The following is a 23,005-nucleotide window of genomic DNA, read 5'->3' as shown; positions in this document are numbered from 1 at the left end:
CGGTCGCCCCTTCGATAACTGGAGTTGGCCAGTTACAATGTCTCGTGTGTTTTCGCAGTGAGCATTTCCGCATTCTCTCTGGCGACCCGTTTGGCGTATCGCTGTGCCAATACCGCACAAACCATTAATTGAACCTGATGGAATATCATCAGCGGCAATACCATAACCCCCACTACCGAGGCAGGAAACAATACGTTAGCCATTGGGATTCCATTAGCCAGACTTTTCTTCGAACCGCAGAACACAATGGTAATTTCATCGGCAGTATTGAAGCCCAACCAACGGGCAGCCAACGTATTGACGACCAGCACTAATGTCAGCAAGACCATTGAACAAACCAATATTGCCAGCAGCGACCAGCCGTCAATTTGATGCCAAATCCCCTGCACTACCGCCTCACTGAAGGCCACATAAACCACCAACAGAATCGATGACCGGTCAGTAATATTGACCAGTTTCTTATGACGCTCAACCCATTTGGCAATCAGTGGACGTGATAAGTGACCGACAATAAATGGCACCATCAATTGCATGACGATCGAACCGATAGCATGCAAAGTATCAGTGTCGCCCCCCTGTGTTTGCATTAACATGCCCACCAGAATCGGTGATAAAAACACACCGAGAATACTGGATGCCGAGGCGCTACATATGGCAGCGGCAACATTACCCCCGGCCACCGAGGTATAGGCGATAGCGGATTGCACCGTCGCTGGCAATGCACATAGATACAAAAAACCCAGATACAGCGTTGGCGTCAACACCCCGGGAACTAACACATTCATACCCAATCCCAGTAGCGGGAACAGAGCAAACGTACTGAGGAATACCACCAAATGCAGTTTCCAATGCCCCATGCCGGAGACTATCGCTGCTCGCGACAGTTTGGCACCATGCATAAAGAACAATAATGCGATAGCTGCCGTCGTCAGGTGCTCAAACCATACTTTAACCTCCCCCTCACAAGGGAAGATCGAGGCAATAATGACGACCAGTATGAGTACCAATAAGAACTTATCTATTCGTAAGCGTTGTAACCAAGACATGCAAAAGTATTCCTTCAATATACCCTTCGCTCTGGAAGCTGCGGGGGTGTTAGCTACGCTTACTCACCCGAATCACTTACTGATGTAAGCTCATCGGGATTTGTTCGCTTGCTGCCTACCCGCAACTCCAATAGCTTTGGGTATAGTTTAAAAAAAACGCAGAGGTCTAACTCAATTTGCCGTGACAACTGGCAGCGTTTTTTTCTGTTGATCGGAGGCAATGCCCAACTCGATCAACTCCATCACCGTAATCGCTTCAGATGCTGGCACCGGATTAGCTGCCGTACCCAAAATGGCTTCACGGATCCCAGCATAGTAAGCCGGATAATTACCCGGTAATGTCAGCAAAGGTTTCTCGGTTAGCACACCGTCATGTGACAGTGTCACGACACCATCGCGCATGTCATAGCCCCAGTCAGCCTGCGGTAAACGCTCACCCGCTTTCAGTCGGTCTTCCTGTGGGTCTAAACCAAATTTAATGTAACTGCCTTGCATGCCGTGAACGATATAACGCGCAGTTTCTGCTGCGGCCAAAACGGTGCCATGCAATACCACACGTTGTTCCGGATAGCTGAGAATGGCATGGAAATAGTCAACCGACTGCGCCCCTGGACGTAGCATTGCCAAATCCACATTCAAGCTGTCTGGCAAACCAAATAGTTGCAGCGCTTGATCCAGTAAATGTGGCCCCAGATCGTACCAAATACCGCTACCAGCACCGCCTTGCTCCCGCCAGCGCTGACGGATTTCAGGGCGATAACGGTCAAAGTGAGATTCAAAATAGACGATTTTCCCCAGCGAACCTTCCGCCAGTAGTGTTTTTAATGTCAGAAAATCACTGTCCCAGCGGCGATTGTGGAATACAGATAATAGTAGCCCGGCTTCGTCAGCTTGTTTCTTCAGATCTCGCGCTTGTGACAGTGTCACGGTAAACGGTTTGTCGACCACCACATGTTTGCCCGCTGCCAGAGCCCGTTGGGCCAAAGGGAAATGGGTGTCATTAGGGGTTGGAATAACGATGAGTTTAATTGAAGGGTCATCAAATAAGGCTTGCGGGTCAGAAACGACAGTCATTGACGGCCAATCTGCATGAACTTTACTGGCATCACTACTAGAAACCCCTGCCAGTTCCAGCCCAGGCGTCCCCATTATCAGGGGAGCATGGAATGTTTTACTGGCGTAGCCATAACCCAGTAAACCCACTTTTATTTTTTCAGCCATCGCATATTTCCTCTTGCCCGGTATCACTCGATACAATCGATTTGACACTATGATGATTCCCGCGACAAGAGGTAATTTTTTGCTTCATGAGACAAACGGCATTAAACCCGCACGATGCCATCGGTATTCGCGCGCCATTCGGGATGGCGTAAACTGCGTTGTGGATAATTGGTTTCAATGCTGCGACGCCTAAAATCACTGGGACTAACCCCTACGCGCTTGCGGAATACTCGGGAAAAATAAAGTTGGTCGTCGTACCCCACCACCCGACCAATGGTCGCGATCGGTTCTTGCGTAGTTTGCAGTAATAATTTAGCGCGGATTACCCGTTGGTCTTCGCGCCAGCGCAAGATATTAATCCCCACTTGCTCACGAAACAGGTGCGCCAACCGTGACGGTGATAAACAGACATGGCGGGCAACTTCATCAATGCGCAACTCACCCGCCAAATTGCCGGTGATAAATTGGCATGCTTCAATCACCCGTGGGTCCATAATACGTTGCGGGCTGAGAGGATCTTCTTCCATTGAACGCAGCAACAGTCGCTCCAGCAAATTCATTCCTAGCTCTTCACCAAACCGCCGCCCAGATTTTTGCGTCTGTTCTATATTGGCAAACAGGCGATCGAATTCCAGCAACAAGTTATTGTTGGGTAAGGATAAACGCCCTACTTCATGGGTTTTACTGTGCCACTCCAACCAATCTGCCCAATAGGCCCGAGGACGGAAATAGACCCAGCGGTGATACCAGCAATCACTGTTAGGTGAGCGACCATAATAATGTGCCGCTTTAGGGGGAAAGAGCAGCAAATCTCCGGGATTACTGTAAAAGGTGTTTTCACCATCAAAAATCTTGCCCTGACCCTTAATGGTCAGATTCAAGATATAACCTTTCATGCCGCCGGGCCGATCGATAAAGAAATCGAGTGGCCCATCAGCCAGAATCGGGGTTAATCCAGCCACCAGATAAGCGTTAAAAGTGTAGCCTGGCAGCAAGGGATTGGGTTGCGGTTCCTGAACCATTCGATGGTACATTGAGTCTCCTTGGCGTCATTTCCTAATTGGTATTCACCTATACCCAAAATAATTCGAATTGCAGGAAGGCGGCCAGCGAGTGAATCCCGATGAGCTTACTCAAGTAAGTGATTCGGGTGATAGAGTGCAGCCAACGCACATGCAGTTTGAAGTATGACGGGTATAATTCGAGTTTATCGGGCAGATTTCAAACTGCCCGATAGTGATAACAGAATTGTGAGCCACGGTGGATTTTTATGGACTTTCCTGTCATCCGCTCGCTTATACCGTCCGTTTAGCTAGCTGTTTGTAACGGTCGAAGATAACCGCTGCCAGCAGGATCAAACCGCGCACTACGTATTGTGAGAACGGAGAAATATTCAGTAGGTTCATGGCATTTTCCACTGTCCCCAGAATCAAGATACCGGCGATAACATAGGAAATTTTACCAATCCCGCCTTTGAGAGACACCCCACCCAGCACACAAGCGGAGATGACTATCAACTCATAACCAATCGAGGTCATAGGCTGACCACTGGTCATGCGTGAAGCCAAGATGATCCCCGCAGCGGCAGATACCAGACCAGACAACACAAAGATAATGATTTTGGTACGTACCACCGGAACCCCGGCCAAACGAGCGGCATCTTCATTACCCCCGATCGCCAGTGTATTGCGACCAAATGTGGTTTTATTCAACAAGAAGCCAAACAATGCCAGGCAAGCAATTGTGATCCAAATCGGCGCGGGCAACCCTAACCAATTGGTATAGCCAAGTGCAAAGAAACGCTCATCTTCGATACCCACCGCTTTACCATCAGAAATGATGTAAGCCAGACCACGGACAATCTGCATGGTTGCCAAAGTGGTTATCAGGGCGTTTATCTTCAGCCGGGCAATGACAAAACCATTGATCAAACCGCACAATGCGCCCAGTAACAAACCTGCCCCCACCCCCAGCCATAAGCTTTCGGTCATATTGATGACTACCGCGGTGGTGACCCCCGCACAAGCAATAACTGATGCGACAGATAAGTCAAAATCACCGGATGCCAAACAAAACAGCATGCCGCACGCCACCATCCCGGACATTGAGATAGCCAGCCCCAACCCTTTCATATTGATAAAGGATCCGAAATTAGGCACAAATATGACACAGCCAATAAACACCACGGCGAATACCACCAGCATGCCGTAGCTATCCCAAATGCGAGATAGCCCCAGCCCCCTTTTCGCGGGAGCCTCTTGCGGTGGCTGCGACTGAGGGGATGCGGGAGGGGTCTTTTTATCTGAGCTCAAAGTCACGCTGGACATAGATGTATTCATTATAATCTCCTTCACAATCAGGCAACCGCTGGTGCGGTATCCGTCGCAATATTCGGGGTACGTAGCATCGCCAAACTGAGCGCTTGCTCTTCAGTGGCATCATCGTGATTTAACTCACCGGAGATGGCTCCTTCGCGCATCACCACAATTCTGTCTGCCAGCCCAAGAACCTCTGGCAAATCACTCGACGCAAACAGCACGGCAATGCCCTGTTTCGCCAGTTCATAAATCACGTTATAGATTTCATGCTTGGCCCCGACGTCAATACCGCGGGTTGGCTCATCCAGTAGGATCACTTTCATGTCCTCAGATAACCAGCGGCCCAAAATGGCTTTTTGCTGATTTCCTCCGGAGAGGTTCATAATCAACTGCTGAGGGCCTGGGGTTTTGATATTCAAGGACTGAATGCGTAATGCGGCGTTCTCTTGTTCCCAGCGATTGTTAATCAGGCAGCCAGCGGTCAGTGTTTTGCGGCGGGCACTGATATTGATATTGTCCTGCACCGAATGCACAGGAATGATACCGTCGGCTTTGCGATCTTCCGGGCAGAGCATGACGCCAGCAGTAATGGCATCAATCGGTGAGCGAATAGTAAGCAGTTTGCCATCCAGTAACACCTGACCACTGGTCAGCTTGGTGCCACCAAATAGCCCTTTAAGTAATTCGCTTCGTCCGGCACCGACCAGCCCAAACAAGCCGACAATCTCACCTTGATGTACGGTCAAGCTAATGGGAGATTTTACGCCAATGGCTTTGACGTTTTGTAATGTCAGGCGCTCAGGGCCAATGTCACGCGGCAGATAGCCATAAATATCGCCCAGATTGCGCCCGACCATGGCTTGTACCAGTGAATCATTATTCACCTGCGCCATATCATCAAAAGTACGCACGTAGCGGCCATCTTTGAACACAGTAATGGCATCACTCAGCGCAAAGATTTCTTCCATACGGTGAGAGACATACAATATGACGCGTCCTTCAGCACGTAACTCACGTATCACCCGGAACAGTTGCTCGATTTCCCGCGCAGAAAGCGAGCTGGTCGGCTCATCAAACGCAATGATTTTGGCATTACGCGCCAGTGCCTTGGCAATTTCCACCATCTGCCATTGGCCGATGGAGAGGTATTTGAGTGGCGTATCGGGGTCAATATCCAGCCCCAAATGCGCGAGTTGTAAGCTGGATTCATAACGCAGCAATTTACGATCAACCATGCCCATCTTGGTAGGCAATTGGCCCAAATAGATATTTTCTGCCACAGTCATTTCCGGAACCAAATGCAGTTCCTGATAAATGATTGCCACTCCCGCATCAAGCGCTTCGGTGGTATTGGTAAAATTAACGGCTTTCCCTTTAATGTGAATCTCACCCTGAGTCGGGGTGTAATTGCCGCTGAGAATTTTTAGCAGGGTCGATTTGCCCGCGCCATTCTCCCCCATCAGGGCATGGATTTGCCCGGCCTGACAGGTAAAACTGATATCATCCAGCGCTTGCACACCGGGGAAACTTTTTCCGATGCCACAAAAAGCCAGATACGGTGACTGTTCGGCTTCCAGCTCGGCTTGTAACGCAGAATGGAGTGCTGACATGATGGTTTCCTTATAAAGTTTGGGTTGCACCGGGGCCAAATATCAAATGAACCCGGTGCGCCATAGCGTGTAGTGGAATTACATCAAGCCTTTCTTCTCTAACTCAGTTTTGAAGTTATCGCGGGTGATCAGTACCACATCAGTCACTTCAGTAAATTTCGCTGGCTCAACATCTTTGGTGACCCAGTCATGCAGCATCTGAATGCTCTTATAACCGTGAATATCCGGGCTTGGTAACAGAGAACCGTAGAAGCCAGTCGCCTGACCTTTGGACAGTTCGCTAACTGCATCAACCCCATTGATACCAATACCTATTACATTCGGAGCCTTAAAGCCCTGACCTTCAGTGGCACGCACCCCCCCCAATACGGTGTTGTCGTTCATGCCGACAATCAGCCAGTTTTTCACTTCAGGATGCTGTACTAACATTGAGTTAGCGGCATCGAATGCCCCTGGAATATCATTGGATTTGGTGGGAACTTTGTAGATCTGTTTTTCCGGGAAGCCCGCAGCTTTCAGTGCGTCCATTGAACCAGAAGTGCGACGGCGCGCGGTATCCAACTCATCAGAAGTGATCGCCATTACGGCAGTTTCTCCTGGCTGCCAGCCCCGTTTATTCATCTCTTTCCACAGTTCCTGCCCTTGGCGCTCACCAATTTTGGTGGCCGCCATCATCACCAATGGCACGCTCTCCATTGGTTTACCTTTGGCATTGACGAACTGATCGTCAACCGCGATCACTTTCAGGTTATAACTCCGAGCCTTAGCTTCAATGGCGGGCCCTAGTTTCGGATCTGGGGTACAGATAACGAAACCCTTCGCACCACTGGCGGCGAGGCTGTCGATGGCATTTAGGGTTTTTTCACCATCGGGCACAGCAATTTTTATCACTTCAAAACCTAAATCTTTGCCCGCTTTATCGGCAAACTTCCACTCGGTCTGGAACCAAGGTTCTTCAGGCTGCTTAACTAAAAATCCTAATTTCATGCTCTCGGCAATAGCTGAATGTGATATAACTGCCGCTAACCCAACCACTGCTAGCGCTTTAGTTAATTTATGCATAGTGTTCTCCGGACTTTTTTTGTAGGAAGAGATGTTTTTTGTTTATTTAATCGACATCAACAACAATCAATCGTTTTTCAGTGGAAACGTTATCAATCGTATTTTGCAACGCTAATAAGCTTTAATCCTTTATTAAAAGCGTTCTAACCTCATCATATCCGCTAAGACGGGAACAGTTTTAACGTTAATTACGTGTCAGAATGTAGAGCGCTATCACATCCAGGGATTACAGTTTATTTATCCATGTATTCAGCAAATTTAACCTATTTATAACTTTTGACTGGCATCACAAAAACGCTATAGGAAGCAGAAAAGTGCATACTTCCAGCTATTGACTCCTCACCTTTTACTGTCACTCACTCCTATCTTTGTTAGCAATTAATAGGATTAGTCATTAATAAGTAATTGCCCATATACCCTAAATAATTCGAGTTGCAAGAGGGCGGCCAGCGAGTGAGTCCCGATGAGCTTACATCGGTAAGTGATTCGGGTGACAAATCGGTCAGGAACCGATTTGAACGCTGCTTGCAGCGGCCTCGTAGAGGCGAGGCCCATGGACGGGCCGAGTAATGAAAGCAGCCAACGCACATGCAGCTTGAAGTATGACGGGTATAAATCCTTGTTTTCAGTAATGAGTCAGGAGCAACCACCATGACAGGCGACGTTATATCGGCAGACCGCCCTTTTTTGACAAAAGAGGCTATCTCGCTCGGGTTGGATTTTGGCAGCGATTCCGTTCGGGTATTGGCGGTGAATTGTCAGAATGGCACCGAGATAGATACTGAAGTTGTTTACTACCCTCGCTGGCAGAAAGGCCTCTACAGCCACGCCGCGCAAAACCAGTTCCGCCACCATCCCCTCGACTATATCGAAGCCATGGAACAGGCTATTCGCCAAGTCGTTAGCCGCCTGTCAGTAGAACAACGCCAACACATTATTGGCATCGGCGTTGATACCACCGGTTCCACCCCCGCACCGATTGATGAACAAGGTCAGGTATTGGCGTTACGTCCTGATTTTGCTGAAAACCCTAATGCGATGTTCGTACTATGGAAAGATCACACCGCCATAGAAGAAGCTGAAGAAATCAACCGGCTATGTCGCAGTGGCGAATTTGAGGATTATTCGCGCTATATCGGTGGGGTTTACTCTTCTGAATGGTTTTGGGCGAAAATTCTGCATGTCACGCGCGCCGATAAAGCGGTTCGAGATGCGGCGGTATCATGGATTGAGCTATGCGATTGGGTTCCCGCGCTACTTTCAGGCACCACTGCCCCTCAAGATGTTCAGCGAGGTCGGTGCGCTGCGGGGCATAAAAGCTTATGGCATCCATCGTGGGGAGGATTACCACCGCGTGAATTCCTGGCCGCATTGGATAACAGTTTAGTTAACCACCTCGATTACCCGATGTTCACTGATACCTATACCGCTGAACGCCCGGTCGGTCTGATTACCGCTGAATGGGCGGAGCGTTTAGGGCTGCCTGCGACGGTGGTTATTTCAGGTGGTGCATTCGATTGTCATATGGGTGCTGTCGGTGCCGGTGCTCAACCTTATACCTTGGTTAAAGTTATCGGTACCTCTACATGCGATATTTTGATTGCCGATAAAAAGCTCGTCGGTGAGCGAGCTATCGCCGGGATTTGTGGACAAGTAGAAGGCAGTGTTGTTCCCGGCTGGATTGGTATGGAAGCGGGCCAGTCAGCATTCGGTGACATGTATGCCTGGTTCAGCCGTTTATTGAGCTGGCCACTGCATCAAGCTGCACTGGCACAACCAGAATTACAACCACAGTTAAAACAGATTGAATCTACCCTGCTGGCTTCCCTGACGGCTGAATGGGCTAAAAACCCCTCGCTTGATAATCTGCCTGTGGTATTGGATTGGTTTAATGGCCGCCGTACCCCGAATGCCAATCAGCGGCTAAAAGGCGTTATCACTGACCTCAATCTGGGAACTGATGCTCCCACGCTATTTGGCGGGTTTATCGCTGCCACCGCATTTGGTGCCCGCGCGATTATGGAATGCTTCGAACAGCAAGACATTCCGGTAGAGAACGTGCTGGCATTGGGCGGTATTGCACGCAAATCACCGGTTATCATGCAGGTTTGTGCTGATGTCATGAATCGACCAATCCAAATTGTGGCATCCGATCAATGTTGCGCTTTGGGCGCGGCGATTTTTGCCGCGGTTGCCGCCGGTGTGTTTGCAGATGTACCGACAGCACAACAACATATGGCGTGTAAGATTGAACGCACCCTGACACCCAATTCAGTACAAGTTGCCCGCTATCAACAGCTTTATCAACGCTATCAACAGTGGTGTCTATCCGCTGAGCCACACTACGCACCGGTAACCGAAGCGTGATTAACCGGCTGATTTATCACTTTATGCTGTATAAAAATTGATTAAATGGAGTATACGATGGACATATTCAAGCAATCAGAAGTGTGGTTTGTGATAGGCAGTCAAAACCTGTATGGCCCTAAAACCCTGCAACAAGTTATGGATAATGCCCATCATGTCGTCAGTAGCCTCAATAGTGAAGCGGGCTTGCCGGTCAAACTGGTGCTTAAACCGTTGGTGACCACACCAGATGAAATTACCGCATTGTGTCGTGAGGCCAACTACGATAACGCCTGTATTGGTGTCATGACCTGGCTGCATACCTTCTCACCAGCCAAAATGTGGATTGGTGGGCTAAGTATTCTGAATAAACCGTTGCTGCAATTCCATACTCAGTTTAATGCTCAGATCCCATGGGAAACCATGGATATGGACTTTATGAACTTGAACCAAACTGCCCATGGTGGCCGTGAGTTTGGTTTTATCGGCGCACGTATGCGTCAGCAACACAGTGTTATCACCGGCCATTGGCAAGATAAAGAAGCTCATCAGCGGATTGGGCAGTGGATGCGCGTTGCTGCAGCCAAACAGGAAAGTCAACAACTCAAAGTTGCCCGTTTCGGCGATAATATGCGCGAAGTGGCAGTGACCGAAGGGGATAAAGTTGCAGCACAAATCCAGTTTGGTTACTCGGTTAATGCCTATGGTATCGGTGATTTGGTGACCGTAGTGGATGCGGTCAGCAAAGGTGAGATTGATGCCTTGGTTGAAGAATATGAAGCCACTTACCGACTGACAGATGCCGTGAAACTGAATGGCAATAAGCGCGAAAATCTACTGGATGCCGCGCGTATTGAATTGGGTATGAAGCGTTTTCTGGAACAAGGTGGTTTTAAGGCTTTCACCACTAACTTTGAAAATCTATATGGATTAAAACAGTTACCGGGCTTGGCGGTTCAACGCCTAATGCAACAAGGTTACGGATTTGGTGGCGAAGGTGATTGGAAAACCGCTGCATTATTACGCATTCTGAAAGTCATGGGTACCGGCCTAAAAGGCGGCACCTCCTTTATGGAGGATTACACCTATAACTTCCAGCCAGGTAATGATCTGGTGGTGGGTTCCCATATGCTGGAAGTGTGCCCATCTATCGCCAAAGAAGAAAAACCACTGTTGGACGTGCAGCATTTAGGTATTGGCGGCAAAGCCGATCCCGCCCGGTTGATCTTCTCGACTCCGGCAGGCCCGGCACTAAATGCTAGCTTAATCGATATGGGTAATCGCTTCCGTTTGTTAGTCAATGTGGTTGATACCGTCGAGCAACCACATCCGTTACCAAAACTACCGGTAGCGCGCGCTATTTGGCAAGCTCAGCCTTCACTGGCAACCGCCGCCGAGGCATGGATTATCGCGGGTGGTGCGCACCATACCGTGTTCTCACAAGCTATTGGTGTGGATGAGTTGCGTTTGTATGCTGAAATGCACGGTATTGAATTCCTGCTTATCGATAACGACACCACATTGCCAGCATTCAAAAATGAAATTCGCTGGAATGAAGTCTATTACCACCTGAATCGCTGAGTAAGGTATATAGATAAAGGGGCTTAACCGCCCCTTTAGGTTAATGACAAAACTACGATGGTTCAGTGAGTGAAGGGTTTACCGCACCTAGGGGCACTCCGACGGCTTATGCCGTTACGACCCCAACGGCACGATTCCCCTTCAATTGACATTGTTAGTAGCGTGTAATCCCTTGATTATTTACTCTGTCTGTAATCGCCACAAACGTGCATAGGTGCCGGATTTATCCAACAGCTCTTGATGGTTACCCTGCTCTAATACTTGCCCCTCTTTTAACACCAAAATGCGATGACACCGGCGCAATGTGTTTAAACGATGTGCAATGCATATTACCGTGCGATTACGCGTAATTTCCGGTAACTGGCGCATAATCGCCGCCTCAGATTCATAATCCAGTGCACTGGTCGCTTCATCAAGAATCAGTATTTTGGGATCCGCCATCAGTGCTCTCGCCAATGCAACTCGCTGCCGCTGCCCACCCGATAACAAACTACCGCGTTCGCCAACTGGCGTTTGATAACCCTGCGCTAGTGCTACAATAAAGTCATGTGCACCGGCTAATCGGGCAATAGACTCAACATGAGCATCCTCAGCATGTGGCCGACACTGGCATATGTTGTCACGTATCGAACCAGAAAATAGTACGCTCTCCTGCAACACCACACTCATCTGACAGCGTAATGTCGCGGCATCCGTAATAGCCAAATCCTGTCCATCGACCAGAATTTGACCATGTTGTGGCGTATATAATCGTTGGAGTAGCTTGGTTAATGTAGACTTTCCACAGCCTGATGGACCGGTAATACCAACAAACTCACCACCAGCAATATCTAAATTAAGGTTTTGTATCACTTCAGCGGTATCGGGTCGATAACGGAAACGTACCTGTTTAAAAGCCAGCCCCCCAGGGCTATTCGAACTCGATAACACCCCAGCGCTACCCGGTTCGGTGGGATAATCCAAAATGGTACCAATGCGTTTTAGCGCCACCTGCGTATGCTGAAAATCTTGCCAGACTTGCGCCAAACGCAAGATAGGCTGGGTGACATAACCTGAAAATAATGTAAACGCAATAAACTCGCCGGGGCTAAGCTCTCCGTCCAATACCAACGCGACACCAACCCACAATAAAATCGCCGAAGTCACTTTATTAATTAAACTGATCCCTTGCTCAGCAATATTGGCAGCTCTGGCACAAGCAAATGAGGCGCGGACATAATTTGCCAATGAATGCCGCCAACTCCGATTAAACTGGTTTTCGGTGGCCGATGTCTTGATTGTTTCTAATCCACTAATAGCTTCGGTGAGAAATGCCGTATTCTGTGCACTGGTTTCATATTGGCGCTCCACCCGCTTGCGTAACACTCCGCCCACTGCCCACCAAAACAGCAGGTAACAAACAAGGGAGAACAAGACTATCCATGTCAGCGGCTGACTATAGCAAAACATCACTGCAATAAAGGTGCTGACAAAAACCAAATCCAGCAGCATAGTTAAAGCAGAACCGGTTAGAAAGCTGCGAATTTGCTCCATTTCTCGCACTTTAGCGATGGTTTGTCCGGTTTGCTGTGAAGCGAAGTAACTCAGTGGTAACCCCATTAAATGGCGATAAAGCCCGGTATTAAGTTCGGCCCCCACTCGGCTGGATAGATGTGAAAATAACCACCCACGTAAAAAGGTATAACAAGGTTCCACTATCGCGAGCGCAATCATGGCAATTCCCAGCACCATTAGGCTGCCTATCCCTCGGCTCACCAGGACTTTGTCGATAACTGTTTCAAATAGCATCGGCGTCACCAGTAAAATCCCTTGTAATAGCAATGAAACCAAAATGATATTACGCAGCTGATGGCGATATTTGGCGATGACCGGAATAAACCAGCTAAAGCCGAAGGGCATTTTCTGCTGCTCATGCAGCTCAGCTTTTGCCAATAATATGGCCTCGCCACACCACAAGCTGGCGAGCTCCTGCCGGCTTATCTGTTTTTGTAGATGTTGTTGCTGACTATCGGCATAGCAATAAATGCTCGCCTCTTGTTCATTAAGGGCCAACAACACGAACCACTGAGCATCACAACTGAATAGAAGCGGTAGCGTCAAATTGTCCAACCGCGAAATCGGACAGTTCACCGCCCTGGCCCGCAAGCCAATCCAATTCGCACAGCGGCATAGAGCAATATTATCAATATCTTGAGGCGCTAACCCGATCTTGTGTGCCAAGTGTGAAGATTCGACAGCCAAATCAAAACATGCAGCGGCACGGGCCAGTGCCTCTAACGGTTGATTAACCTGAGTTGTGGTTGAATTCATCATTATCAACGCTCCCTCATGGCTTCGGATTGGTACTGCTGCAACGGGCTGAGTAAGTAATCGATAACGCGGCGACGACCTGTCTTAATCTCTGCGCTGACAGACATACCTGCCGATAAACGCACCGGTTTCCCCTCGACGGTCAGTGTGTCGCTGTCGAGTCGAATGCGTGCCGGAAACACCAAGCCTTGCTGTTGATCTTCCATAGCATCGCGGGAAATATGTTTAACTTCACCAGAGAGAGTACCGAATCTTGTGTAGGGGAAACTGTCTATTTTGACTTCCACCGCCTGGCCCGGAAGTACAAAACCGATATCTTTATTGAGGATCATCACATCCAGTTCTAGCTGATGACTTTCCGGAACCAAGACCATAAGCGGTTGAGCGCTGGTGACGACACCGCCAAGAGTATGTACGGTAGATTGCTGTATCACACCGGCAACTGGTGCACGTAAGGTTTGTTGCCGCTGTTTTTCCATTAACTTAACCAACTCTTGCTTTAATTGGTTGATGACTTCGTGAGCCTTATTCAACTGCTCCTGATAACTTCGTTTCTTCTCGGCTAAATAGTGCAATCGGACTTGTGCCAGATTGTGCATTTTAGCGCGCAGAACAGTTTGCTCACTCTCTAGACGATTGGCCTCCGTGCTCGCATTTAGCCACTCCCGTTCTTGTATCAATACCTCAGCTTCAGCAATTGCCTCAGATTTCACCAGAGTTTGTAGTGCCTGCAATCTTTGACGAATATTTTTCATCAAAGCCTTGTGGTGAGTAATATTGATACTTCCGGCCTGAATATAAGCCTGATTAATGGCTCGCTCGCTGTCTTGGCGTGCCAGCTCAGCTTTAACTTCATCATATTCTTTCGCCAACAGGGATTTAGCTGTCATGACTAAATTATCAGGACTATTGTCGGGATAGATGAAATGCGCCAGAGGATCATCAGTGAGCAGCGCCGACATTCGCGCGGCCTCCAGCGAACGATGCATTAATTGTTGGTTTATATTATTAACTTCTGCATCAACGCCAATCGGGTTGAGTTCTAACAGCACCTGACCGGCAACGACCCTGTCACCATCATGAACATTGATGGCTACCACAACACCCGGCTCAAATGACTGAATAATTTTGGAATGTTCAGCAACAATCACTTTCCCATTGGCTGATGCATGAATATCTAGCCTTCCCGCAATCGACCAAACTAATACCAATAGCAATGTCAGTGTCAAAAACCAGGCCGTACAGCGTGCCAACGGTGCTACCGGACGCTCTACGATATCCAGATAGGCTGGAAGAAAGTCATATTCGTCTCGGGTTCGTTTCGCCGCGTGATGGCGTTGCCAGCGTTTTTTTACACCGTCGAAAATGGCTGATTTTACTCCAAATTGCATCAGCTTCATTTTGACTCCTTATGGCTAAAATCGGCTTGCTGTTGCCAAAGTTGGGCATAGATACCGTTCTGCGCCAACAGTTGGTCATGATTTGCCAGTTCAGCCACACAGCCTTGCTTTATGACAGCAATACGATGACAGCGCCGCACCGTCGAAAGGCGGTGAGCAATGGTAATGACTGTGCGATCGGCAATAATGCGGGCCATATTTTTCTGAACTTCAGCCTGCGACTCATCATCCAGAGCACTGGTCGCCTCATCAAAAATCAGTACACGGGGATTGGCCAATAGAGTACGGGCAATCGCAATACGCTGACGTTGTCCACCAGAAAGGGATGCCCCACCTTCAGACAGCACGGTGTCATACCCTTGCGGCAAGGCCAGAATAAAAGCGTTTGCGCCAGCCAGACAGGCCGCATCAACCACGTCACTCAGTGAGGCGGTTGGCCGAGAATAAGCAATATTTTCACGAACGGTGCGGTTAAACAGGTAGTTCTCCTGCATGACCACACCGACCTGACGACGCAGGCATTCAGGAGAGAAATGATTTATCGAGTATCCATCAATATTAATAACGCCCTGTTCAGCGATATAAAGACGCTGTAATAGTCGCGCGACCGTACTTTTACCTGAACCTGACGGGCCGACCAACCCGATATGCTCTCCCGCACGCAGTGATAATGAGAAATGACGTAATACAGGATCAAGATCGGGGCGATAACGGAAAACCACATTCTCCAGGGTGATATCACCGTTTATTGGGCGACTAGACGGTGCGGCACCCGTGGCTTGCTCGACCGGCAAACTTAAAATATCGGATATCAGCATCAATCCAACTTTCGCCCTTATACTCTGCTGCCATAAATCAACCAACTTACTCATTGGCATTAATGCTTGTACCGCCAGCATATTAAACGCGATTAACTGCCCGATACTCAGTTGCACAGACATGACTTGATATGCCCCAATAACAATCACTAGCGCACTGGCCAATTTTTGCAGTAACTGAGCACACTGGCTGCTGAAGTTTTGCAGTTTTTGCACCTGAAAATTAGCTTGGGCGTAGTCCCGTGTATGCGTTTCCCAACGCTGTTGCATTTGGGGTTCTAAGGCCAGGCTTTTAACGGTTTCAACCCCAGAGACAGTTTCGGTTAAAAATGCACCATTCTGAGCAGCACAACTGCACAACACTTCGACTTTCTTTTGTAAGGGACGGGTAGTTAATGCCGCTAGTAACAGATACAGCGGCAGCGTAGCCAAGATAATTAATGTCAGGAGCGGCGAAATACACCACATGACGATAAATAAGATGAAGGTAAAAACAACATCCACACATAAGGTCAGCGCCGTTCCGGTAATAAACTCACGAATATTATCCAATTCACAGACTCGCGCAACAATATTCCCCACATGGCGTTGCTTAAAATAACTTAGCGGTAATTTGATTAAGTGATTAAATAGTTTGCCGCCTAATAAAATATCCACACGAGTTGTGGTGTGACTAAAAACATATTCTCGCAAAAACCTCAATACAACCTCATAGACTCCCACCACCAATAATACAATAATTAATACATCAAGAGTCGTAAGTGCATTATGCACCAGGACCTTATCCATAATAACCTGAAAGAAAAGTGGGGATATCAATGCCAGAAACTGTAATAGCATTGATAACACCAGAACTTGGATCAAGGGATTGCGATGGCGTAATAAAACGGGGATAAACCACCGAATATCAAATCGTGAGTGGCTACAATAGAATACTACCCCACTCCATATTTCACTAAGCAATTGATAGCTAATTATTTGTGGCTTATTACTATCAGAGTATTGCAACAATGCCTCATTGTCATTTAATCGCGCCAATAAGATAAATCGGCCTTCTACATCACGAAATGCCAGCGGCAACTGCTTAGGTTTTATTTTATTTAATGTTTTTTTTTTACTTTAAAACGGGTCGATGTCGAACGTGATAACTGTGATAAATATTGTTGCAATGAGGCGAGCGTCCCCCTGGTCGAAAGATCAATAGCCGCATTTTTACCCAATTCCTCTACTGACTCCGCATTAACTCCGGCTAAACGAAGTAATCGTGCAGCACAGACTAAAGAAGAATGAATATGATTTCCCATAAATTAAACTACCTATAATTTTACCGTCAAAAACAATTAATTGCTTATGAAGCCATAGAATATAACCATTGGATTGTAGGGTCTCTTTTGTATACCGTACTTATAAAGTAAGAATTTAAAATTAAATCAATCTTAAAATGTCTTTAATTTCATTTAAAAAAATAAAATTCACAAAATATAAAAAGTTGAAATCGCAATATGGGTGTTATGGGTTAATCCGCGAACACCATCGCGCTATCAGCAACGGTCGTCTCACATTTATTGATTTGCATCGCCAATTTCTTAGCGCTTTGTGTGATAATTTCGCCGTGATTTATAGCCATCGTGATTGGCCGCCGCAGTTTTATCATCACTAACAGGAACTTTTGCACCATGACACCGACACTGTCTTCATCTGCCGATGCTCTCCCTTCGCTATCAAATATGAGTTCTGAAACAAATTTGCGCCCCATTCAGCAAATTGCACAACAATTAGGCCTGAGCACAGATGATTTAATCCCCTATGGGCACCATATGGCGAAAGTTGATATCCGTGCATTACGGTCCGGAGGCCCACAAGGTAAACTGATTCTGGTTTCCAGCATTACTCCGACGCCGTTAGGAGAAGGTAAAACTGTCACGACTATTGGTTTAAGTCAGGGAATCAACTGCTTAGGCTATCGCGGGGTGGCTTGCATTCGTCAACCGAGCCTAGGGCCAGTCTTTGGTGTTAAAGGGGGCGCAGCAGGTGGTGGTGCGGCGCAAGTGTTACCCATGGAGAAATTGAACCTGCATCTGACCGGTGATATCCATGCTATTAGCGCGGCACATAATCTGGCCGCGGCTGCGCTGGATGCACGCTTGTATCATGAACAGCGCTTGGGCTCGGCTTTTAGTCAACAAACCGGAATGCCACTGCTTAATATTGATGCTCAACAGATCCTATGGCCACGAGTGGTTGACCATAATGATCGGGCGCTGCGCCATATTCAGGTCGCAGTTGGCGGCGGCACTCACGGTGTTGAGCGGTACGACCATGTGGAAATTACCGCGGCATCAGAACTTATGGCCATTCTGGCGTTGTCAGAAAGCTTGCACGACATGCGCCAACGCATTGGCCGGATAATTTTGGCTCGCAGCACTAGCGGTCAAGCTATTACGGCTGATGATTTGGGGGTGGCAGGTGCCATGACGGCGCTAATGAAAGAGACCATCCACCCAACACTGATGCAAACCAGTGAACAGACACCAGTGCTTATCCACGCTGGGCCATTTGCCAACATTGCCCACGGGAATTCTTCAGTGCTGGCTGACCGTCTGGGATTGCAGTTAGCAGACTATGTGGTGACGGAAGCCGGCTTCGGTTCTGATATGGGTATGGAGAAGTTCTTTAATATCAAGTCTCGACAATCTGGTATTGCGCCATCCTGTGTGGTTCTGGTCGCCACATTACGTAGCCTGAAAGCCAATAGTGGTGTTTTTGATATCAAACCGGGCCAACCTCTACCTGCTGAAATTCTCGATACCAATATTCCTTTATTAAGCCAAGGTTGCGCCAATCTAAAATGGCATATTAATCATGCCAAAAGCTATGGCTTACCGGTGGTGGTGGCCGTCAATTGCTTCCCTGACGACAGCCCGGAAGAGCTGGCCTTTTTAGCCGACTATGCGCTATCTGCTGGCGCAGTTGCCTGTGAAATCAGTGAGGCTTTTGCCAAAGGTGGTGCGGGCACCACCGCCTTGGCTCAGCGCGTTATCGATGCTTGCGCTCATGCATCTCCCCCGGTACTGGCGTACCCTGACGATGCCTCATTGGAGCAGAAAATAGAGATTTTGGCGCAGCGCTATGGCGCCCGTGAAGTCACGTTCACCCCACAAGCACGTCAGCAGCTTGACTTCATCACTGAGGCCGGTTTTGGTCATTTACCGCTGTGTATCGCCAAAACACCGTTGTCCATCAGCGCAGATGCCAGCTTAAAGAATGTTCCACGTGACTTCGTGTTGCCTGTCACCGCCTGTGCGGTGTCAGCCGGTGCCGGATTTGTGCGCATTTATGCTGGGGATATTATGACCATGCCGGGCCTGGGAACACAGCCTGCGTATTATCATATTGATATAGATGACGAAGGGTGTATTCGCGGGTTAAGCTAGTGTGATGTAGAGAAGGGTTAACTGCATAATGGGTTATCCCTTTTGATGAATATATAAAAGGCGCACTATGTCTCAACCTAAGGAATATCAACGTATTGGCGGCTGGTTATTGGCCCCGCTGGCTTATTTGATTGTGACATTGCTCAGTGCCAGCTTAATGTTAGCACTCTATGCTATGGCAATTTTTACGCCAGAATCCAGAGAATATCTGGTGACCAACTCGCAGGCATTTACTTTGCAATGGTATTTCTCTGTGGTCACCACGCTCTTAATGTGGATTTATACCTTATGGGTCATCTGGCTGTTCTGTAGCCGCTCACAGCGTTTTCCTAAATGGTTTATTCTCTGGCTATTACTTACTGTATTATTGGCATTAAAAGCGTTTGCTTTCTCACCCATCAGTGATGATATCGCCTTACGTACCTTGGGTTGGCCCCTGCTGGCAGCGGCTGTTTTTGTGCCTTACATGAAACGTTCGCAGCGAGTGAAACATACTTTTATTGAGTATTAAGTCCATTGCACCCTTTTCCTCCTAAAATAGTGGGAAAAGAGTAATAACCCTGCACTTCATCTGTTGTCCTTAGGCCGCCAATTTTAGATAATAGGCGGCTTTACTTTTTTAGACTCTGCAATGACTTTCTAGGCTCCGTAATGACTTTTAGGTTCCACAATGACTGAATACCTGCTGCTGTTTGTCGGCACTGTTTTGGTAAACAACTTCGTTCTGGTCAAATTTCTTGGCCTGTGCCCTTTCATGGGTGTGTCCAAAAAACTGGAAACCGCCATTGGCATGGGGCTGGCAACTACTTTCGTACTGACATTGGCCTCGGTTTGCGCCTGGATGGTCAACAGCTTTATTTTGCTGCCACTTGGGTTGGTCTATTTACGGACACTGGCCTTTATTTTAGTTATCGCGGTGGTGGTGCAATTTACTGAGTTGGTGGTGCGCAAAACCAGCCCGGCACTTTATCGCTTGCTGGGGATCTTTTTGCCGCTCATCACTACAAACTGTGCGGTATTAGGTGTGGCCTTACTTAATGTCAATCAATCACACAATTTTATGCAATCGGCAGTCTATGGCTTCAGCGCCGCAGCCGGTTTCTCTTTAGTCATGGTGTTGTTTGCGGCTATCCGTGAGCGGCTAGCTGTTGCTGACGTTCCCGCTCCCTTCCGCGGCTCGTCCATTGCCCTGATAACTGCGGGGCTGATGTCATTGGCCTTTATGGGCTTTACCGGATTGGTGAAGTTCTAATGATGTCGTTATGGATTGCCATTGGTGCATTAAGTACATTGGCGCTGATTTCCGGCGCAGTGCTGGGTTTTGCTGCCCGCCGTTTCCAGGTTGATCAAGACCCGGTTGTCGAGCAAGTTGATGCTATTTTACCGCAAAGCCAATGTGGCCAATGTGGCTATCCCGGCTGCCGTCCGTATGCTGAAGCGGTATCAGCGGGGGGCGAGAAAATAAACAAATGCGCTCCCGGTGGCGAGCAAGTGATGCTCAAGCTGGCCGAGTTGCTGGCCGTAGAACCACAACCGCTAGAGGGTGACGAAGCCGCCACCCACCCACAGCGCAAAGTGGCTTTTATTGATGAAGCAAACTGTATTGGTTGCACCAAATGTATTCAGGCCTGTCCGGTTGATGCCATTGTTGGCGCGACACGTGCAATGCATACGGTTTTGCCAGACCTCTGCACTGGTTGTGATCTTTGTGTCTCGCCATGCCCGACAGACTGTATTGAGATGATCCCGGTTGCTACCACCACCGCCAACTGGAAGTGGGATTTAAGCATCATCCCAGTTAAAAACCTTCCAAGCCAATTAGCTGCCTCGCAGATGATTCCGGTGAAAATGATAGATGTGGAGCAACATGTTTAAGCTGTTTACTGTCCGCAAACACGACAACATCTGGGATTTCGATGGGGGTATCCATCTGCCAGAAATGAAGTTGCAATCAAGTCGGGTTCCGATGCGTATCGCAACTTTGCCGGAACAATTAATCGTTCCTTTGCAACAACATCTGGGGCCAGAAGGCGAACTGCGCGTCCGCACCGGTGAGCGGGTGTTAAAGGGTCAACCGCTGACTGTTGGCCGTGGCCGTACGGTGCCGGTACATGCGCCGACCTCCGGTGTGATCACGGCAATTGTGCCGCATACTACTGCCCATCCCTCAGGTCTGGCAGAGTTGTGCGTGCACATCACTCCCGATGGTGAAGACCGCTGGCGCGAGCAACAGCCGTGGGCCGATTACTCGTTACACGATAAAACCGCACTGCTGGAGAGGATCCATCAGGCAGGTATCGCTGGTTTAGGCGGCGCGGGGTTCCCTACCGCTAGCAAATTACAGGGCGGCTTGAACAGTGTAACCACTCTCATTATTAACGCTGCCGAGTGCGAGCCTTATATCACTGCCGATGATCGCCTGATGCAAGAACATGCCTCAGAAGTGGTCTTGGGGACACAGATTTTAATCTACTTGTTGCAACCGCAACAGGTACTGATTGGTATTGAAGATAATAAACCTGAAGCTATCGCTGCCCTAAAACAGGCATTACGCGGTCAGGATAAAATACAGCTGCGAGTAATACCTACTAAGTATCCGTCAGGTGGGGCCAAACAACTCACTAAGATCCTGACAGGTAAAGAAGTGCCCTTCGGTAAACACTCATCATCCATTGGCGTGTTAATGCAAAACGTCGGTACTGTAGTAGCCATCAAGCGGGCGATTATTGACGACGAGCCATTAATCGAACGCGTAGTGACACTCACCGGCGATGCATTAACAAAACCAGGTAATTTCTGGGCAAGAATTGGCACGCCCGTCCTGCATTTGTTGAAACTGGCCGGTTTTACGCCGCAAAACCAACCAATGGTAATTATGGGCGGCCCATTAATGGGCTTTACCCTACCCAGCCTGGATGTGCCGATTGTTAAGATCAGTAACTGTATATTGGCTCCCACGGAAGCCGAAATGGGGCTATCTGAGCCTGAACAGTCGTGCATTCGCTGCGGTTTGTGTGTAGATGCCTGTCCAGCGGGCTTATTACCTCAGCAACTCTATTGGTTTAGTCGCGGCGAAGAACATGAGAAAGCACGCAATCATAATTTATTTGATTGTATTGAATGCGGTGCCTGCGCCTATGTTTGCCCAAGTAATATTCCTTTGGTGCAATATTATCGCCAGGAAAAGGCCGAAATACGTACCCTTGATCAAGAAGCTGAACGTGCAGCACAAGCGAAAGCGCGTTTTGAAGCTAAGCAAAAACGCCTAGAGCGGGAAAAAATCGCACGTGAATTGCGCCATAAACAAGCTGCCGTCAAGCTGACAGATGTAGACCAACAGACGGTTGAAGCTGCTGTCGGTCGTTTAGCTCGTGAATCTAATAATGCAAATTCAACTATCAGTGTGACCCTCGGGCAAACACCCGACAACAGTGCCGCTATTGCTGCTCGTGAGGCTCGTAAAGAACAAGCTCGAGCACGTCAGGCAGAGAAAAAGCTTGCTGTCGCCGAAGCAGAAACTGATGCTATTGATCCACGTCAGGCCGCGGTTGCTGCTGCCATTGCCCGCGTGAAAGCTAAAAAGGCTGCACAAGCTCAACTTGAATCAGAACCGGCGAAAAGCGAGAGTGAAACGCCAGAGGAAGATCCGCGCAAAGCTGCCGTAGCCGCAGCCATTGCCCGTGTGAAAGCTAAAAAGGCTGCGCAAGCTCAACTTGAATCAGAACCGGCGAAAAGCGAGAGTGAAGCGCCAGAGGAAGATCCGCGCAAAGCTGCCGTAGCCGCAGCCATTGCCCGTGTGAAAGCTAAAAAGGCTGCGCAAAGCACATCAGCCGTTAATCCTGACTAGGTAAGAACTGAC

At 48.5% G+C, this 23,005-nt stretch carries 16 protein-coding genes and 1 pseudogene; 7 read left to right on the top strand and 10 right to left on the bottom strand.

Going from position 1 to position 23,005, the window contains the following annotated elements:
- Positions 1–32: 32 nt before the first annotated feature.
- The 6 genes from ACF3VQ_RS10050 to ACF3VQ_RS10025 form a co-directional block, all read right to left on the bottom strand.
- Complete coding sequence (locus ACF3VQ_RS10050; RefSeq protein WP_392435143.1) at positions 33–1,046, bottom strand: bile acid:sodium symporter family protein; 1,014 nt, start codon at positions 1,044–1,046, stop codon at positions 33–35.
- Positions 1,047–1,217: 171 nt separating this feature from the next.
- Positions 1,218–2,267: an oxidoreductase gene (locus tag ACF3VQ_RS10045; protein ID WP_392435141.1), complete on the bottom strand. Its 1,050-nt coding sequence runs from the start codon at positions 2,265–2,267 to the stop codon at positions 1,218–1,220.
- Between the two features lie 101 nt (positions 2,268–2,368).
- On the bottom strand, positions 2,369–3,301 hold the full coding sequence (gene araC, locus ACF3VQ_RS10040) for an arabinose operon transcriptional regulator AraC (RefSeq protein WP_392435139.1): 933 nt from the start codon (positions 3,299–3,301) through the stop codon (positions 2,369–2,371).
- A gap of 261 nt (positions 3,302–3,562) precedes the next feature.
- Positions 3,563–4,594 (bottom strand): L-arabinose ABC transporter permease AraH, encoded by a 1,032-nt coding sequence (gene araH, locus ACF3VQ_RS10035; protein WP_392435522.1) that lies wholly within the window; start codon positions 4,592–4,594, stop codon positions 3,563–3,565.
- A gap of 29 nt (positions 4,595–4,623) precedes the next feature.
- Positions 4,624–6,195 carry an L-arabinose ABC transporter ATP-binding protein AraG gene (gene araG / locus ACF3VQ_RS10030; RefSeq protein ID WP_392435137.1) on the bottom strand — a complete coding sequence of 524 codons (1,572 nt, stop codon included), beginning with the start codon at positions 6,193–6,195 and terminating at the stop codon, positions 4,624–4,626.
- Positions 6,196–6,273: 78 nt separating this feature from the next.
- The gene (locus ACF3VQ_RS10025; protein ID WP_392435136.1) at positions 6,274–7,257 is read right to left on the bottom strand and encodes an arabinose ABC transporter substrate-binding protein; all 984 of its coding nucleotides are present in this window, start codon (positions 7,255–7,257) and stop codon (positions 6,274–6,276) included.
- A gap of 651 nt (positions 7,258–7,908) precedes the next feature.
- Here ACF3VQ_RS10025 and ACF3VQ_RS10020 point away from each other — a divergent pair.
- Together ACF3VQ_RS10020 and araA are read left to right on the top strand one after the other, a co-directional pair.
- Positions 7,909–9,624 (top strand): ribulokinase, encoded by a 1,716-nt coding sequence (locus ACF3VQ_RS10020; protein ID WP_392435134.1) that lies wholly within the window; start codon positions 7,909–7,911, stop codon positions 9,622–9,624.
- Between the two features lie 57 nt (positions 9,625–9,681).
- Entirely contained in the window at positions 9,682–11,184 is a 1,503-nt protein-coding gene (araA, locus tag ACF3VQ_RS10015; RefSeq protein ID WP_392435132.1) for an L-arabinose isomerase, read from the top strand.
- A gap of 180 nt (positions 11,185–11,364) precedes the next feature.
- Here araA and ACF3VQ_RS10010 read toward each other — a convergent pair whose 3' ends face one another.
- The 4 genes and pseudogenes from ACF3VQ_RS10010 to ACF3VQ_RS09995 all read right to left on the bottom strand — a co-directional run bounded on the left by ACF3VQ_RS10010 (position 11,365) and on the right by ACF3VQ_RS09995 (position 17,468).
- The gene (locus tag ACF3VQ_RS10010) at positions 11,365–13,497 is read right to left on the bottom strand and encodes a type I secretion system permease/ATPase (protein WP_392435130.1); all 2,133 of its coding nucleotides are present in this window, start codon (positions 13,495–13,497) and stop codon (positions 11,365–11,367) included.
- 2 nt (positions 13,498–13,499) lie between these two features.
- Positions 13,500–14,894, bottom strand: coding sequence for an HlyD family type I secretion periplasmic adaptor subunit (locus ACF3VQ_RS10005; RefSeq protein WP_392435128.1), 1,395 nt, complete (start codon positions 14,892–14,894; stop codon positions 13,500–13,502).
- Positions 14,891–17,016 (bottom strand): annotated as a pseudogene (locus ACF3VQ_RS10000) (peptidase domain-containing ABC transporter). Before ACF3VQ_RS10000 ends, ACF3VQ_RS10005 begins: the two are co-directional and overlap by 4 nt.
- A 212-nt stretch (positions 17,017–17,228) precedes the next feature.
- Positions 17,229–17,468: a hypothetical protein gene (locus ACF3VQ_RS09995; protein ID WP_392435782.1), complete on the bottom strand. Its 240-nt coding sequence runs from the start codon at positions 17,466–17,468 to the stop codon at positions 17,229–17,231.
- On the opposite strand from ACF3VQ_RS09995, the gene ACF3VQ_RS09990 reads away from it, so the two are divergent.
- The 5 genes from ACF3VQ_RS09990 (at position 17,389) to rsxC (ending at position 22,993) form a co-directional block, all read left to right on the top strand.
- Positions 17,389–19,146, top strand: a complete 1,758-nt coding sequence (locus ACF3VQ_RS09990; RefSeq protein WP_392435127.1) for a formate--tetrahydrofolate ligase — start codon at positions 17,389–17,391, stop codon at positions 19,144–19,146. The genes ACF3VQ_RS09995 and ACF3VQ_RS09990 overlap by 80 nt on opposite strands.
- A 67-nt stretch (positions 19,147–19,213) precedes the next feature.
- The gene (locus ACF3VQ_RS09985) at positions 19,214–19,657 is read left to right on the top strand and encodes a DUF2569 domain-containing protein (protein WP_011816280.1); all 444 of its coding nucleotides are present in this window, start codon (positions 19,214–19,216) and stop codon (positions 19,655–19,657) included.
- A 159-nt stretch (positions 19,658–19,816) separates the two neighbouring features.
- Complete coding sequence (rsxA, locus tag ACF3VQ_RS09980; protein WP_013649928.1) at positions 19,817–20,398, top strand: electron transport complex subunit RsxA; 582 nt, start codon at positions 19,817–19,819, stop codon at positions 20,396–20,398.
- A complete protein-coding gene (gene rsxB / locus ACF3VQ_RS09975) occupies positions 20,398–21,021 on the top strand; it encodes an electron transport complex subunit RsxB (RefSeq protein WP_392435124.1) in 624 nt (207 codons plus the stop codon). The genes rsxA and rsxB overlap by 1 nt, the downstream gene beginning before the upstream one ends.
- Positions 21,014–22,993, top strand: a complete 1,980-nt coding sequence (gene rsxC / locus ACF3VQ_RS09970; protein ID WP_392435122.1) for an electron transport complex subunit RsxC — start codon at positions 21,014–21,016, stop codon at positions 22,991–22,993. The genes rsxB and rsxC overlap by 8 nt, the downstream gene beginning before the upstream one ends.
- Positions 22,994–23,005: the final 12 nt, after the last annotated feature.

This window comes from Yersinia fenwicki (assembly GCF_043099325.1).
Taxonomy (GTDB): Bacteria; Pseudomonadota; Gammaproteobacteria; order Enterobacterales; family Enterobacteriaceae; genus Yersinia.
The sequence above is the reverse complement of the archived record's forward strand: the minus strand, read 5'-3'. Positions and strand labels throughout refer to the sequence as shown.

Coding starts and splice junctions, on each gene's coding strand:
- ACF3VQ_RS10050 (WP_392435143.1), bottom strand. CDS start 1,046: ATGTCTTGGTTACAACGCTTACGAATAGATAAGTTCTTATTGGTACTC.
- ACF3VQ_RS10045 (WP_392435141.1), bottom strand. CDS start 2,267: ATGGCTGAAAAAATAAAAGTGGGTTTACTGGGTTATGGCTACGCCAGT.
- araC (WP_392435139.1), bottom strand. CDS start 3,301: ATGTACCATCGAATGGTTCAGGAACCGCAACCCAATCCCTTGCTGCCA.
- araH (WP_392435522.1), bottom strand. CDS start 4,594: ATGTCCAGCGTGACTTTGAGCTCAGATAAAAAGACCCCTCCCGCATCC.
- araG (WP_392435137.1), bottom strand. CDS start 6,195: ATGTCAGCACTCCATTCTGCGTTACAAGCCGAGCTGGAAGCCGAACAG.
- ACF3VQ_RS10025 (WP_392435136.1), bottom strand. CDS start 7,257: ATGCATAAATTAACTAAAGCGCTAGCAGTGGTTGGGTTAGCGGCAGTT.
- ACF3VQ_RS10020 (WP_392435134.1), top strand. CDS start 7,909: ATGACAGGCGACGTTATATCGGCAGACCGCCCTTTTTTGACAAAAGAG.
- araA (WP_392435132.1), top strand. CDS start 9,682: ATGGACATATTCAAGCAATCAGAAGTGTGGTTTGTGATAGGCAGTCAA.
- ACF3VQ_RS10010 (WP_392435130.1), bottom strand. CDS start 13,497: ATGATGAATTCAACCACAACTCAGGTTAATCAACCGTTAGAGGCACTG.
- ACF3VQ_RS10005 (WP_392435128.1), bottom strand. CDS start 14,894: ATGAAGCTGATGCAATTTGGAGTAAAATCAGCCATTTTCGACGGTGTA.
- ACF3VQ_RS09990 (WP_392435127.1), top strand. CDS start 17,389: ATGACACCGACACTGTCTTCATCTGCCGATGCTCTCCCTTCGCTATCA.
- ACF3VQ_RS09995 (WP_392435782.1), bottom strand. CDS start 17,468: ATGGGGCGCAAATTTGTTTCAGAACTCATATTTGATAGCGAAGGGAGA.
- ACF3VQ_RS09985 (WP_011816280.1), top strand. CDS start 19,214: ATGTCTCAACCTAAGGAATATCAACGTATTGGCGGCTGGTTATTGGCC.
- rsxA (WP_013649928.1), top strand. CDS start 19,817: ATGACTGAATACCTGCTGCTGTTTGTCGGCACTGTTTTGGTAAACAAC.
- rsxB (WP_392435124.1), top strand. CDS start 20,398: ATGATGTCGTTATGGATTGCCATTGGTGCATTAAGTACATTGGCGCTG.
- rsxC (WP_392435122.1), top strand. CDS start 21,014: ATGTTTAAGCTGTTTACTGTCCGCAAACACGACAACATCTGGGATTTC.